This window comes from Geobacillus sp. YHL, assembly GCF_022341265.1.
In the GTDB taxonomy this organism is placed as follows: domain Bacteria; phylum Bacillota; class Bacilli; order Bacillales; family Anoxybacillaceae; genus Geobacillus; species Geobacillus thermoleovorans.
On record NZ_JAEIGB010000004.1, the window covers coordinates 169,994 to 183,190 of the forward strand.

The 13,197-nt window shown below is 47.6% G+C and carries 12 protein-coding genes and 2 pseudogenes; 12 read left to right on the top strand and 2 right to left on the bottom strand.

Features of this window, described 5'->3' with window-relative positions:
- Positions 1-25 precede the first annotated feature (25 nt).
- The 7 genes from JCR24_RS06705 (at position 26) to JCR24_RS06735 (ending at position 6,730) form a co-directional block, all read left to right on the top strand.
- Positions 26-766 (top strand): sugar phosphate nucleotidyltransferase, encoded by a 741-nt coding sequence (locus JCR24_RS06705; protein WP_053532795.1) that lies wholly within the window; start codon positions 26-28, stop codon positions 764-766.
- A 21-nt stretch (positions 767-787) separates the two neighbouring features.
- Complete coding sequence (gene rfbC, locus JCR24_RS06710) at positions 788-1,351, top strand: dTDP-4-dehydrorhamnose 3,5-epimerase (protein WP_053532794.1); 564 nt, start codon at positions 788-790, stop codon at positions 1,349-1,351.
- The gene (rfbB, locus tag JCR24_RS06715; RefSeq protein ID WP_238980351.1) at positions 1,348-2,361 is read left to right on the top strand and encodes a dTDP-glucose 4,6-dehydratase; all 1,014 of its coding nucleotides are present in this window, start codon (positions 1,348-1,350) and stop codon (positions 2,359-2,361) included. Before rfbC ends, rfbB begins: the two co-directional genes overlap by 4 nt.
- Entirely contained in the window at positions 2,358-3,218 is an 861-nt protein-coding gene (rfbD, locus tag JCR24_RS06720) for a dTDP-4-dehydrorhamnose reductase (protein WP_238980352.1), read from the top strand. The genes rfbB and rfbD overlap by 4 nt, the downstream gene beginning before the upstream one ends.
- On the top strand, positions 3,215-4,282 hold the full coding sequence (locus tag JCR24_RS06725; protein WP_238980353.1) for a glycosyltransferase family 2 protein: 1,068 nt from the start codon (positions 3,215-3,217) through the stop codon (positions 4,280-4,282). The genes rfbD and JCR24_RS06725 overlap by 4 nt, the downstream gene beginning before the upstream one ends.
- Positions 4,283-4,426: 144 nt before the next feature.
- The gene (locus JCR24_RS06730) at positions 4,427-4,714 is read left to right on the top strand and encodes a hypothetical protein (protein WP_033005992.1); all 288 of its coding nucleotides are present in this window, start codon (positions 4,427-4,429) and stop codon (positions 4,712-4,714) included.
- 348 nt (positions 4,715-5,062) lie between these two features.
- Complete coding sequence (locus JCR24_RS06735) at positions 5,063-6,730, top strand: IS1634 family transposase (protein WP_238980354.1); 1,668 nt, start codon at positions 5,063-5,065, stop codon at positions 6,728-6,730.
- A gap of 71 nt (positions 6,731-6,801) precedes the next feature.
- Here JCR24_RS06735 and JCR24_RS06740 read toward each other — a convergent pair.
- Positions 6,802-8,086, bottom strand: a pseudogene (locus tag JCR24_RS06740) (ISLre2 family transposase).
- A 325-nt stretch (positions 8,087-8,411) separates the two neighbouring features.
- On the opposite strand from JCR24_RS06740, the gene flaG reads away from it, so the two are divergent.
- The 4 genes from flaG to fliT all read left to right on the top strand — a co-directional run bounded on the left by flaG (position 8,412) and on the right by fliT (position 11,249).
- On the top strand, positions 8,412-8,774 hold the full coding sequence (gene flaG, locus JCR24_RS06745) for a flagellar protein FlaG (protein ID WP_069304512.1): 363 nt from the start codon (positions 8,412-8,414) through the stop codon (positions 8,772-8,774).
- 15 nt (positions 8,775-8,789) lie between these two features.
- Complete coding sequence (locus JCR24_RS06750) at positions 8,790-10,292, top strand: flagellar hook-associated protein 2 (RefSeq protein WP_238980355.1); 1,503 nt, start codon at positions 8,790-8,792, stop codon at positions 10,290-10,292.
- A gap of 202 nt (positions 10,293-10,494) precedes the next feature.
- Positions 10,495-10,896, top strand: a complete 402-nt coding sequence (gene fliS / locus JCR24_RS06755; protein WP_042382728.1) for a flagellar export chaperone FliS — start codon at positions 10,495-10,497, stop codon at positions 10,894-10,896.
- The gene (gene fliT, locus JCR24_RS06760; RefSeq protein ID WP_023633666.1) at positions 10,896-11,249 is read left to right on the top strand and encodes a flagellar protein FliT; all 354 of its coding nucleotides are present in this window, start codon (positions 10,896-10,898) and stop codon (positions 11,247-11,249) included. Before fliS ends, fliT begins: the two co-directional genes overlap by 1 nt.
- Positions 11,250-11,281: 32 nt before the next feature.
- On the opposite strand, the pseudogene JCR24_RS06765 reads toward fliT, so the two are convergent.
- Positions 11,282-12,362: pseudogene (locus JCR24_RS06765) on the bottom strand (HD-GYP domain-containing protein).
- A 174-nt stretch (positions 12,363-12,536) separates the two neighbouring features.
- On the opposite strand from JCR24_RS06765, the gene hpf reads away from it, so the two are divergent.
- Positions 12,537-13,085 (top strand): ribosome hibernation-promoting factor, HPF/YfiA family, encoded by a 549-nt coding sequence (gene hpf, locus JCR24_RS06770; RefSeq protein ID WP_238980357.1) that lies wholly within the window; start codon positions 12,537-12,539, stop codon positions 13,083-13,085.
- Positions 13,086-13,197 lie beyond the last annotated feature (112 nt).

A 13,197-nucleotide genomic window follows, 5' to 3' on the forward strand; every position in this document is an offset into this window, starting at 1 on the left:
ATGAATTTACAGGAGGATTACTTAAATGAAAGGCATCATCCTCGCAGGTGGGACAGGCTCCCGCCTTTATCCTCTTACTAAAGTAACGAATAAACATTTGTTGCCAGTCGGCAAATACCCGATGATTTATCATGCCATTTATAAACTGAAAGAAGCGAATATTACTGATATTTTAATTGTAACTGGACGCGAACATATGGGGGACGTTGTTAATCTTTTAGGCAGCGGCTCTGAATTTGATGTTCAGTTTACATATAAAGTACAGGATCAAGCTGGTGGAATTGCTCAGGCGCTAGGGTTATGTGAATCGTTTGTTGGCAATGATTTAATGACGGTTATTTTAGGGGATAATGTATTTTCTGGCAGCATTGTTCCTTATGTTGAAAACTTTAAACAACAGGCAACAGGGGCGAAAATTTTAATTAAAGAAGTTGAGGACCCTGAGCGATTCGGGGTACCTGAACTCGAAGGTAATCAAATTAAGAGTATTGAAGAAAAGCCAAAAAACCCGAAAAGTCGGTATGCAGTTACGGGAATTTATATGTATGATGCTAAAGTATTTGACATTATTAAAACGTTAAAGCCGTCTGCACGAGGCGAGTTAGAGATTACGGATGTGAATAACGCTTACATTGAACGAAATGAGCTAACGTATGACATTTTGGACGGATGGTGGACGGATGCTGGTACGCATGCATCCTATTTGCGGGCTAATGAGCTTGCTAAAGATGTCGATTTCGGTAGCTTGTTTAATAAGAAAATATGAAATCATTGAAGGATGAATGATATGAGGATTATTCAAACCGAATTGGATGGAGCGGTTATATTTGAGCCTATTGTGTATAAAGATGAGCGCGGTTTTTTTATGGAAAGTTATAATGAACAAATATTTCGTAAATTAGGTTTTGATGTCCGGTTTGTGCAAGATAACCATTCTCTTTCCGTAAAAGCGGGAACGATTCGTGGGTTACACTATCAACTAAATCCAAAAGCCCAAACAAAACTTGTTCGTGTTACTCGCGGTGCTATTTATGATGTGATCGTTGATATTCGGAAAGGATCACCGACGTTTGGGAAATGGAAAGGATTTATTTTGAGTGAGGACAATAAACGACAATTGTTAGTTCCTAAAGGATTTGCACACGGTTTTTGTACATTGGTAGAGAACACAGAAGTTCAATATAAAGTTGACGAATATTATTCACCTGAGCATGATCGAGGAATTCTTTGGAATGATCCAGCGTTAAGCATTGACTGGCCAGTAACGAATCCTATTCTTTCGGAAAAAGATGCAAATCATCCATTGTTAGCGGATGCAGAAATTAATTTTGTGTGGGAGAGAACTCTATGAATCTTTTAGTAACCGGTGGAGCAGGCTTTATCGGTAGCAATTTTGTGCGTTATATGTTGAACAAATATCCTGAATATAAAATCGTTAATTATGACTTATTAACTTATGCTGGGAATTTGGAAAATTTAAAAGATATTCAAGAAAATCCACGGTATGTTTTTGTTAGAGGAGATATCCGAAACTATCAACTCGTTGATTATATTGTAAAGTCTCATCATATTGATGTGATTGTTAATTTCGCTGCTGAATCGCATGTGGATCGCAGTATTTCTGACCCAAGTGTTTTCGTTAAAACGAACGTATTGGGGACTCAGGTATTGTTAGATGTCGCGAAGGCGAACAGTATTCAAAAGTATGTCCAAATCTCTACCGATGAAGTGTACGGCAGTTTAGGAGATACAGGGTATTTTACGGAAGAAACGCCGCTTGCTCCAAACAGCCCTTACTCAGCAAGTAAGGCCAGTGCAGATTTACTTGTACGAGCATATCATGAAACATATGGATTAAATGTGAATATTACACGTTGTTCAAATAACTATGGACCATACCATTTTCCTGAAAAGCTAATTCCGTTAATGATAACAAACGCATTAGAAGGTAAAGAGCTTCCTATTTATGGCGATGGCCAAAATATTCGTGATTGGCTTCATGTTAAAGACCACTGCGCCGCTATTGATTTAGTTATTCATAAAGGCAAACCAGGAGAAGTATATAATATCGGTGGGCATAATGAACGAACAAATAATGAAATAGTCCATTTAATTGTTGAAAAACTTGGGGTTTCAAAATCGTTAATTAAATATGTATCGGATCGCCCAGGGCATGATCGTCGCTATGCAATCGATCCTGCAAAAATTATGACAGAACTCGGATGGAAACCACAATATACGTTTGACAAGGGAATTGAGGAAACGATTCAATGGTATATCAATAATCGAGATTGGTGGAAACGCATTAAGTCCGGAGAGTACATGGCTTATTATCAAAAGCAATATGGTGAAAGAGAATGAGTAAACAAAAAATATTGGTTACTGGTACAAAAGGGCAATTAGGCACAGAAATAGTCAAGCTGTTAAAAGACTTGAAATATGAAGTATATGGGTATGGACGAGCAGAACTTGATATAACGGATTTTCAGCAAGTGAAAAGTGTTATTGACCATATCCATCCTAATGTTGTTATTCACGCTGCTGCTTATACAAATGTAGATGCAGCAGAGTCCGAACCAGATCAAGCATTTTTAGTTAATGCATACGGAACAAGAAACGTAGTTGTAGCGTCAGAACATATAGGTGCTAAGTTTGTTTATATAAGTACCGATTATGTGTTTGACGGCACCGCAAACGTGCCTTATAACGAGTTTGCTTTTACGAATCCGATAAGCGTATATGGAAAAAGTAAACTAGCCGGTGAACAGTTTGTAAGAGACCTTCACTCTAAATTTTTTATTATTCGAACATCATGGGTTTACGGGAAACATGGAAATAATTTTGTGAAAACAATGTTAAAGCTAGCGCAAGAACAAAAACAATTGTTTGTCGTTGATGATCAAATTGGATGTCCAACTTATGCAGTTGATTTAGCTAGATGCATTTTTCAACTTATTCAGACTGAAAAATATGGAGTCTACCATATTTCTAATTCAGGCCATTGCTCTTGGTATGAATTTGCAAAAGCCATTTTCGAAGAGGCTAATGTTAATATAGTAGTTAATCCATGTAAAACAAAAGATTATCCAAGACCTGCTCAACGCCCTCTATATTCTGTATTGGATCATATGGCTCTACGATTAAATGGATTTAAAGAATTAAGGCATTGGCGGGAGGCGTTAAAGGAATTTATTAAAGTTTATGGGGTGAAATCTTGACAACATTAGCATTAGTCATGATTGTAAAAAATGAAGAGCGGCATCTTAGCCGTTGTCTGCAAAGTGTCAAAGGTATTGTTGATGAGATGGTTATTGTCGATACAGGATCTACCGATCGTACAAAGGAAATAGCCTACGCATTTGGTGCGAAAGTATTTGATTTTGAATGGGTGAATGATTTTTCTACTGCGCGGAATTATGCACTTGAAAAATCCACAAGTGATTGGAACTTCGTATTAGATGCGGATGAATATATTATGAATGACTGCGGAAGTGTTATACGTAATTTTATAAAAAAAAATGACAAAGTAATTGGGCGGATTAAAAGAATTGATGAGTTTATTCAAGATGGTGAGAAGAGGTATGCGCAGTCTTATCTATCTCGGTTGCTGCCTAAAGGAGTAAAATATGTTGGAAGAATTCATGAACAGGTAGAGTCTGACTTACCAAGGAAAAATTTGGATATAGAGGTATATCATGACGGATATGTTTATACAGACAAAACGGATCGAAACCTCAAGTTATTGTTGCTAGAATTGAGAAGAGATCCCTTTAATGATTATGTTTTGTATCAAGTAGGAAAACAATATAAGTTGCGGCAACAACTGCAACAAGCAGAATTATATTTCGAAAAAAGTTACCGTCTTGTCCCGTTGAAATCATGGTACCGCCATAGTCTCATTACTGATTATTTATATACGATTATAGGAAATAAATCGTTCGAGAAAGGCTTGAAATTAATTGAAGCTGAGCGGGACAGATTTGCCGATTCCCCAGATTTCCATTTCGCATGCGGTTTATTTTATATGGATTTAATTTTTAGCGATGTTAATAAATATATTCATTTATTTCCGCTCATTGAAAAATCTTTTCTTCGATGTTTAGAAATCGGGGAAACGGATAAGTATGACAGTGTGAAAGGGACGGGAAGTTTCCTTGCTTCTTATAATTTAGGAGTATTCCATGAGGTTCTTGGTAATACGGATAAAGCTATTTCATTCTATCAACAAGCAGCCAATGAACGATATGAAAGAGCTATAAAACGCTTAGAACTTCTAAGGTAGTTTTTATAAGTGCTATAGCATCCTCAAAATTGCTTTTGCTGATGCAGATATCTGGCTGAGAAAAAATAATAAGTCACATTAGTAGGCTTCCTTTCCTCGTTTCGGATGGCAGGGGTACCATGTCGCCTAATCGGGGCTGGCCATATGAAGCCACTGCCGTTTTTACTGCACCCAAAAGCCCGTTTCATCCACGTTGAAGAACCGGAGAAGGTAAATAAGGTTTCGGTGGAGAATCGAACGGATGCCGGCAAGGATGCCGCCGGCCTGCCTGTTGATTTCATTGGCGTTCCTTCACTGATCCGATGGCCAAAGATATCTTTCATGAGCTCTGTAGTCCGGCGATTAGGGAAGCAGTTGGTATTAGGTAAGATCTCACATTTCGCACCCTCCCAACGAAAATCGGGAGGATTTTTTGCGCCCATCGTCGAATGAATCCTTGACACACAAGGAAAGCATTCCTGTTGGGAGCTTTTCCGGGGGACTTGATCAAAAAAAGACCTCTTGGTATGATGCAGGGGTGTCAAACAATACCTACCATCAGATTCAGTCAAGACTTTGTGGAGAGCTTTTTTTCGGTTCACTACGGGCGTTGTTAATCACCGGTTAGTCAACCCCGAGTTCGACAGTTTTGAGGTCATTTTAGGCAAATGGAAATGACCAAAATGCTGTTATATCAAGGGTTTCGTAATGCGGATCCTAGGAAAAAACGCCGAATTTCATAGGCACACGATTTATTAATTTTTTCTTTTAAAAATAAAGTTTATACGTTATAATATAGGCATGTACATACGACGAGTCACACGCAAAAACAAGGATGGAACAACCGTTGCTTATCTCCAGCTTGCTCACAATGAATGGGATCCAAAGGCCAAATATGCGAAAGCGAAGGTGATTTATTCATTCGGGCGCGAAGATGAAGTGGATCGCGCCGTCTTGGAACGTCTGGCCAAAAGCATTTCGCGATTCCTTTCTCCTGAGCAGGCTTGGGAAGTCGAAAAGTTGACAGGAGAAGCTTCCGATGACTTTCAATTCCAGTCATGCAAACATCTCGGCGGCGTCTGGCTCTTGGATCAGCTCTGGAGACAACTGGGGTTGGGAGAGATTCTCCACTCCTTGTTTACCTCCCGACATCACCAGATTTCGCTGGAACGGCTGATTTTTGCCATGGTGGCCAATCGCGCCCTTCATCCGTCAAGCAAGTTGGCGATGGAGGAGTGGGTGGAGAAAGACGTGTATATCCCTCACCTTCCTCAAGCCGCCAGCCACCAGTTGTACCGGGCGATGGATGAACTGCTGGCCGTGCAACCGGAATTGGAACGTCAAGTGTTCCATGCTGTGGCCGATTTATTGAATTTGGAAGTCGACTTGATTTACTTCGATACGACTTCGTCGTACTTCGAAGTGGATCCCTCTGAAACACCGGAAGGAGAATCGCTTCGAAAACAAGGATTCTCGAAAGACAAACGCCCAGACTTGGTTCAAATCGTCATTGGGCTGGCTGTCACCCGGGAAGGAATCCCGATTCGCGCTTGGGTATGGCCTGGCAATACCATGGACATGACGGTCATCAAACAGGTGAAACAAGACTTGATTGGCTGGAAGCTTGGACGTGTGATCAGCGTCATGGACCGCGGCTTTTCCTCTGAAGAGAATTTGCGAATCTTGCAACAGGCCGGCGGACACTACATTGTCGGCGAAAAAATGCGATCCGGCAAAGCCGCCGTCGAAGAGGCCTTAAGCCGTCGCGGACGTTATCATGAAGTGGACGAGAATTTGCACATCAAAGAAATCATCGTCGGCGACGGAGAAGCGCGTCAGCGCTATGTTCTCGTGTACAATCCCAGCGAAGCCGAACGCCAACGCAAGGAGCGGGAAACGCTGCTCGAATCGCTGAAAGAAGAGTTGGAAGGGCTTCGTCAACTCCCAAACGAAGCCCATCATAAGGCGACCTGCCGGCTGCGTTCCCATCCGTCCTACGGAAAATACTTGCGCCAGTTGAAGGACGGAACCCTTCGCATTGACAAGCAGGCGGTTCGTGACGCGGAAAAGTACGACGGCAACTATCTCATCCGGACATCTGACGACACCTTGTCTGCCGAAGATGTCGCCATCGGGTATAAGCAGCTGGTGGATATTGAGCAGGCCTTTCGGACGTTGAAATCGACACTCGAGCTGCGCCCCATGTATCATCGCTTGGAAGACCGCATCCGGGCGCATGTGCTGCTCAGTTGGCTGGCTCTCTTGCTGGTTCGGATTGTAGAGATCCGAACGCATGAATCGTGGCCGAAAGTAAGAGACGAATGTGAGCGTCTCATGCTCGGACATTTTTCTTCAAAAAACGGAGACCTTTATCAACGAACCGAACTGACGGCCAAACAGGCTCAACTCTTTGCGGCTCTAGGGCTGGAGCCTCCTCCGAAGATCCTAGGCATCCATCCTCGCGCCTAGATACACGCCCAAAGTGTGCCCAAATGTCTCTCGTCCCTTTTGCATCAAGGGGCGAGAGGCATTTTGTTTGCCTAGTGACTGTCGAACTCGGGCTGAAGATACGGGATGTTTTGTCGCATCACATCCGCCAACAACCGTCCTGCCTTCCGTTTGGCCTGTTCAACCCGCTTGGACTTCGTCGAGGCCGAGGCTGCCCTCCGGGGCTCTTCCTCCTCCAACCGCCCCTTTCTCCACAACATCCAGTCGATTCGTGCTGCCATCGCCTTCAGAAACGCTCGAAGCCCTTGGTCTTTCCAGCTGCGGCGGGATTTCACCCGATGCGCGAACCGGCTCATCACGCTCTCGGCGTGGCCCATCGGACGCATGCCGGTCGTCTCCACCCCTTGCTCCGACAGCCACTCCCGATAGTCCCGGATGCATCCCGGCATCGACTCGATCCGGCGGATCATGGCAGCCATCTGCTTCTCTTTCGCTTCGTCCTCCAACGTGCCGACCGCGCTGTTCAGCTCCACGAGAAGCCCCTCTTCGTCTTGTTTCGCCAGCTTCTTCCGCATGTCCCGCCAACGCGGATGGCCCGAGAGGTATTGGCGCAGCTCCCGCGCCACCATGGAACCGATCCACCTGAAAGCAGGCTAGCTTCCCAAAATACTCCCGGCAGGCCGTGATCCACGACGCCGCGTCGCCGTTGATGATCAACAGGTCCCGGCACGGATCATAGGCATATTCGTTCATCAGCCACTCTTCGAACCGTTCCCACACGTCTCCCTCCCCTTCATGGAGGTAGTGGCGCCGGTTCACGAGCTCGAGCTGCGAACCGTTTCGTTTCCATCCCTCGTGAACCGCCAGGATTTTCTCTTCTTTCGCCCGTTTCCCTTTCCCCTGGCGGGAAATAAACAGTCCATCCGCCTCCACAAACAGCACTCGGCCGTGCCGTTGGGAAACAGGGCGGTGCAGCGAGACAGGGGCCTCCAGCACCAGTTGGCGAATCGCCTCGTGGCTCATGACCGCATACCCCACGATCGACTCCAACGTACGGGCCGCTTTGCGGTAGGAAGAGCACTCTACGGCCAACTCGACCGCCGTTTCCTCGAGGCAAGGACTGATCGATCGGGCCCCATCAAAGCCTAATTCGGCATCCAGCAAGAAGGTATAGTTCCCCGTTTGCCGGTCATAGTAGTAGTTCCGTCGAAACGTCACTTCTCCAAACAGCGTTTGGATCGTAGTCGGCCGTTTGTCTTTCAGCTGATACCGGCGCTTGTCCCGCGCTTCCGCCAGTTGTTGATCAATCTCCTCCAAAAGGGCCGCCACCAAGGCAACGAACACCTTTTGAAGAGTTCTTACTAATTGTTCCTCCAGTTCTTTTCATAAAAGCCATTCTGTGATAAGATGTTTCATGGACTCTCTCCCTCCTGTTTTATGGATGTTGGTCATCACCATCATAGCAGGGAGAGAGTCCTTTTTGCATGACATTGGCTTTTTTCTACCGCACTTCGCTTGGTACCCCCGACGAGCGTCGCGAATAAAAGTTCGTAACCTTCGTCGGCGAATTATTCCTGAATGTCACCCACAAATATTTTACTCACACGTTGCCACCGCATTTCTCTCCTTTCCCCACTTCACACTTCCCATGTTTCATCCGATATAAATCATAGAAAGCGTCCAAACCAAAGGAGCGGGTCGTATGACGATTGAACGGTTGTCTTCTTCGTTTCCTTCGTATGAACCGATGCGAAATGACCAGGCGAAGACGAATGCTGGGCTGTCGGCGGTGCGGCCGCCGGAAGGGGAGGAGTCTGTTTCTTCTCCTGCGCGGCTGTTTTCGCACGATGAGCTCGAGAATGTAGTCAATGGGTTGAATGAGTTGCTGCAGCCAAGCCATACATCAATTCGGTTTGAGCTGCATAAGGAGCTGAATGAGTACTACGTGCAAGTAATCGATGAAAAGACGCATGAGGTGATCCGCGAAATTCCGCCGAAAAAGCTGTTGGATATGTACGCGGCGATGATGGAGTTTGTCGGGCTTTTGGTGGATAAAAAAATTTAACGGTGGTGAGTCGAAATGGCGAATACGTTGCGCATCAGCGGCCTCGCGAGCGGGATGGACATTGACAAAATCGTGAGCGATTTGATGAAAGCGGAGCGGATGCCGCTTGATAAATTGAAGCAGAAAAAGCAGCTGCTCGAGTGGCAGCGTGATGATTACCGAGCGATGAACACGTTGCTTCAGGGGCTTGACGACTATTTGTTCAGCAACATCACGCTCCAAAGCAGCATGCTCAAAAAAACTGTCTCGAGTTCGAACGAATCGGTCGTCACAGCGACGGCGGGATCGAGTGCGGCGAACGTGGCGACGACGATGCAAGTAAACCAAGTGGCCACATCGGCCGTCTGGCTGTCGGATGCCGCCGTGAGAGTGGACAAGGCGAGTTTTTCCGTTGCCGCTGATACGACGTTGACGATCAATGTGACGAACGGGGATGGGAGCACGAAGCAGGCGACGATCACGGTAAAACAAGGAACGACGCTGGACGGGTTGATCGCCCAGCTCAACAACAATGCGGATCTTGGCGTCAGCGCGTTTTACGATGAAAAAACCGGGCGGATTTCGATCATGAAAAAAGAGACGGGGGCGCAGGCGAGCTTGGTGCTCGCTGATCAGACGACGGCTGACTTTTTCGCGCAAAAGCTTGGGTTTACGAATACCGTAGCGGGGCAAGAGCTCACGGGGAAAACGGCAGGGAAAGACGCCGACATCACCATCAACGGCTTGCGAACGACCCGCTCGTCGAATACATTTACGATCAACGGTGTGACGTATACGGTGAAAGGGACGGGCACGGCGACGGTGTCGGTGGCGACGGATGCGGACGCGATGTTTAACGCCATTAAAGGGTTTGTTGACAAATACAACGAAACGATCGCCAAAATCAACGCCGAGCTGAAAGAAGAGCGCTACCGCGACTATCCGCCGCTTACCGACGAGCAAAAGGAAGCGATGACGGAAAAGCAAATTGAGCTGTGGGAAGAAAAGGCGCGGAGCGGGATGCTTCGCGGTGATTCCATTTTGTCCAGCGCCCTCAGCAAAATGCGGATGAATGTGTACACGAAAGTCGAAGGGGCGAACATCCCAAGCGGGTTCTCGCAGCTCGCGCAAATCGGGATTACGACGTCGTCAAATTATCTAGACGGCGGGAAGTTGATCATTGACGAAACGAAGCTGCGGGAGAAAATCAAGGAAAATCCGGATGCCGTCTATCAGTTGTTTAACCAAGACGGTGCGACCGATGCGGAGAAAGGCATCGCCCGCCGCCTGCGCGATACGATCAAGGAAACGATCGGGAAAATCGAGCAAAAGGCGGGGAAAACCGTTTGGACAAACCAACAGTTTGCGATCGGGCGCGATTTAATCCAGATCAATGACCAAATTGACCGGTTTCAAGATCGGCTGAAACAGATTGAAGACCGCTACTACCGCCAATTCACAGCGATGGAAGAGGCGATTCAGCGCGCCAACCAACAAAGCATGTATTTGATGAATGCCTTTGGCGGCATGCAAAGATAACGATCAGCGGCTGTGGCATGCAGGCGTCCGTTGGCGCTTGGCCATCATCGGAAAGCGATCCGCTTCCTGATGATGGAGGTTTTAGGCTGAGACAACTGAAAAGGCGCGACGCCTCTTGAAAGGGGCGGTTTGGCTGAAAAAAACGTTCTTGCTTCAATCTTGAAACGTGTGCAGCACTTGACGTGGAAGAGGAGTGATCGGGATGGCAACGAACAATCCGTATCAACACTACCAAGCGAACGCTGTGCAGACGGCGTCGCCTGGGGAGTTGACATTGATGCTGTATAACGGCTGCTTGAAGTTTATCAAGCTCGCGCGCCAGGCGATGGAGACGGGCGATATCGCGGCGCGTAATGAAAACTTGTTGAAGGCGCAAAAGATCATTTTGGAATTGATGGCGACGCTGAAAATGGAATATGACGTCGCGAAATCGATGATGACCATGTATGACTACATCTACCGCCGCCTGGTCGAGGCGAATGTGAAAAACGATGCGGCGATTTTGGACGAGGTGGAAGGGTATGTCGTCGAGTTTCGCGATACGTGGAAGCAAGTGATTCAGCTGAACCGGCAGCGCCAATACGCGGAAGGCGGGCAGGCGTAATGGGCGTTGTGCACGATGTTTGGCGCGCAACGAAGGAGTTGCTTGAGGCGACGGCGCTGCCGTGGCCGTCCGAGGAGCGCGAAGAGCGGCTTGCGGCGGTCGATCGGCTGCTTCGGGAGCGTGAGGAGCTGCTTCGGAAGCTGCGGCCGCCATACAGCGAGGAAGAACAAGAGCTTGGCCGTGAGATTATCGTTTGGAATCAAGAGATTGAGGCACGGCTGCTTCGGGTGTGCGAAGAAATTCGCCGCGACTTGCGGATGACAGGGGCGAAGCGGCAGGCGAACGCCCGCTACGTTCACCCGTACGAGCAGCCGCTTTCGTTTGACGGGATGTTTTACGACAAACGGCGATAAAGAAAAGGACAGCACGCGCTGTCCTTTTCGCTTCAGACGGCTTTCACGATCGTGATGTTCATCTCTTTCCGCAAGTCAATCTCATACGGGCTTTTCAGCTCCTCGCCTGCTGGGTTTTTGATGACGCGGACGATGGGGCGGAGCGGGAAGCCCGGAAACACTTGCGAGACGACGCCGACGTGCCCGGTGTTGAGCAAGACGGTCGTGGCGACCGGGTAGATGGCGATGTGAGAGAGAAACAGCTTGATCAGATCATAGTCTAAAATGCCGCCGGCGGCGGATAGGTATTCGGCTGCCTCGTGCGGCGAGTATTGTCTTCGGTGGTAGCGCGCCGATGTCAAGGCGTCAAAAACGTCGGCGATGGCGACGATGCGGGCGTATTCGTGAATTTCATCGCCCGATAAGGCGCGCGGGTAGCCGCTGCCGTCGCACCGCTCATGGTGCTGCAAGGCGCAGTGGGCGGAAAAGAGCGAAATGTTGCGCTGGCGCCGCAACAGCTCGAAGCCGAGATACGTATGGCGGCGGACGATTTCCTTTTCCTCTTCCGTCAAGAATCCTTTTTTCCGCCAGAGCCCATCAGGAAGCTGCGTCATGCCGATGTCAAACAACAGCGCGCCGATGCCAAGGTCGAGCAGCTGCTGGGGGCGGTAGCCTTTGGCGATGCCGATGACACCCGCAATGGTGGCGACGTTGACTGAATGGTGGAAAAAGTATCCATTGGAAATGACCAAATCCGACAAGTTGATGAGCAAATCTTCTTGTTTTAGCAAATAATCCAAAATGTCTTTGAACACTTTTTCGTACTCTTTTCCTAAATCGAGGGAGGACACACGGCTGAGCAGTTTTTTTTTGCTCAATCAAGGCCGTCATCGTCTCGTACACTTTTTTCACTGCCTGCTGGCGCACGGTCGGGCTGATGAGCGGGCGCGGGCGGATGTCATATGTTTGTTTGTCGTCAATATAAATGTATTGAACCCCTTTTTGTGCTAAAGAACGGATGTAGCCGCTTGTCAGCCGCACGCCGCGCGACAAAAGGACGCTGCCGTTGGCGGCGAACAAGTCGACAGCGAGCACGTCACCGCTTTTCGCATGGGAAATATGGACCTTTCGCATCGTTCACACACTCCGTACCTTCCACATCATAAGAAAAAACACCTATGCCTATCTTACCATATTTTCCTATGTTTTTCACAAAATCTTCAAAAATATTTTTGATTGAAACATGGATTGGATGGGTAATAAAAAGTGTAGGGATTTACAGTTTTATAAGATAAGGAGTGGTCAGCGATGATGTATAACGTTCGCGGGGAAAACCTCGAAGTAACTCCAGCGTTGCGCGAGTACGTGGAGAAAAAAATCGGGAAACTGGAACGCTACTTTGATGGCACCGAAGACGTGCATGTGCACGTCAATTTAAAAGTATACAACGATGGACAAGGGAAAATCGAAGTGACCATTCCGATGCCGCATTTGTTGCTGCGCGCTGAAGAGCGCCATGAAGATATGTATGCGGCGATCGATTTAGTGACGGATAAACTGGAGCGGCAAATCCGCAAACATAAAACGAAAGTCAATCGGAAGCTGCGCGACCGCGAGAAAGAAGCGAAGCTGGCTGCCCCTGTCTCGGTCGGCGCTTCCGCGGCGGAGAATGAAGAGGAGTTTGAAATCGTGCGCACGAAACATTTCAGCTTGAAGCCGATGGACAGCGAAGAAGCGATTTTGCAAATGAATTTGTTGGGGCACAACTTCTTCATTTTCACCAACGCGGAAACAAACCGGACGAACATCGTCTACCGCCGCAAAGACGGAAAATACGGATTGATCGAGGCGAATTGAACAGCCTCCCTATGCGTGTGAGTAAAATATTTGTGGGTGACATTCCGAAATGATCCCCGACGAGGGTTGCGAACTTTTGTTCGCGACGCTCGTCGGGGCCACCAAGCGAAGC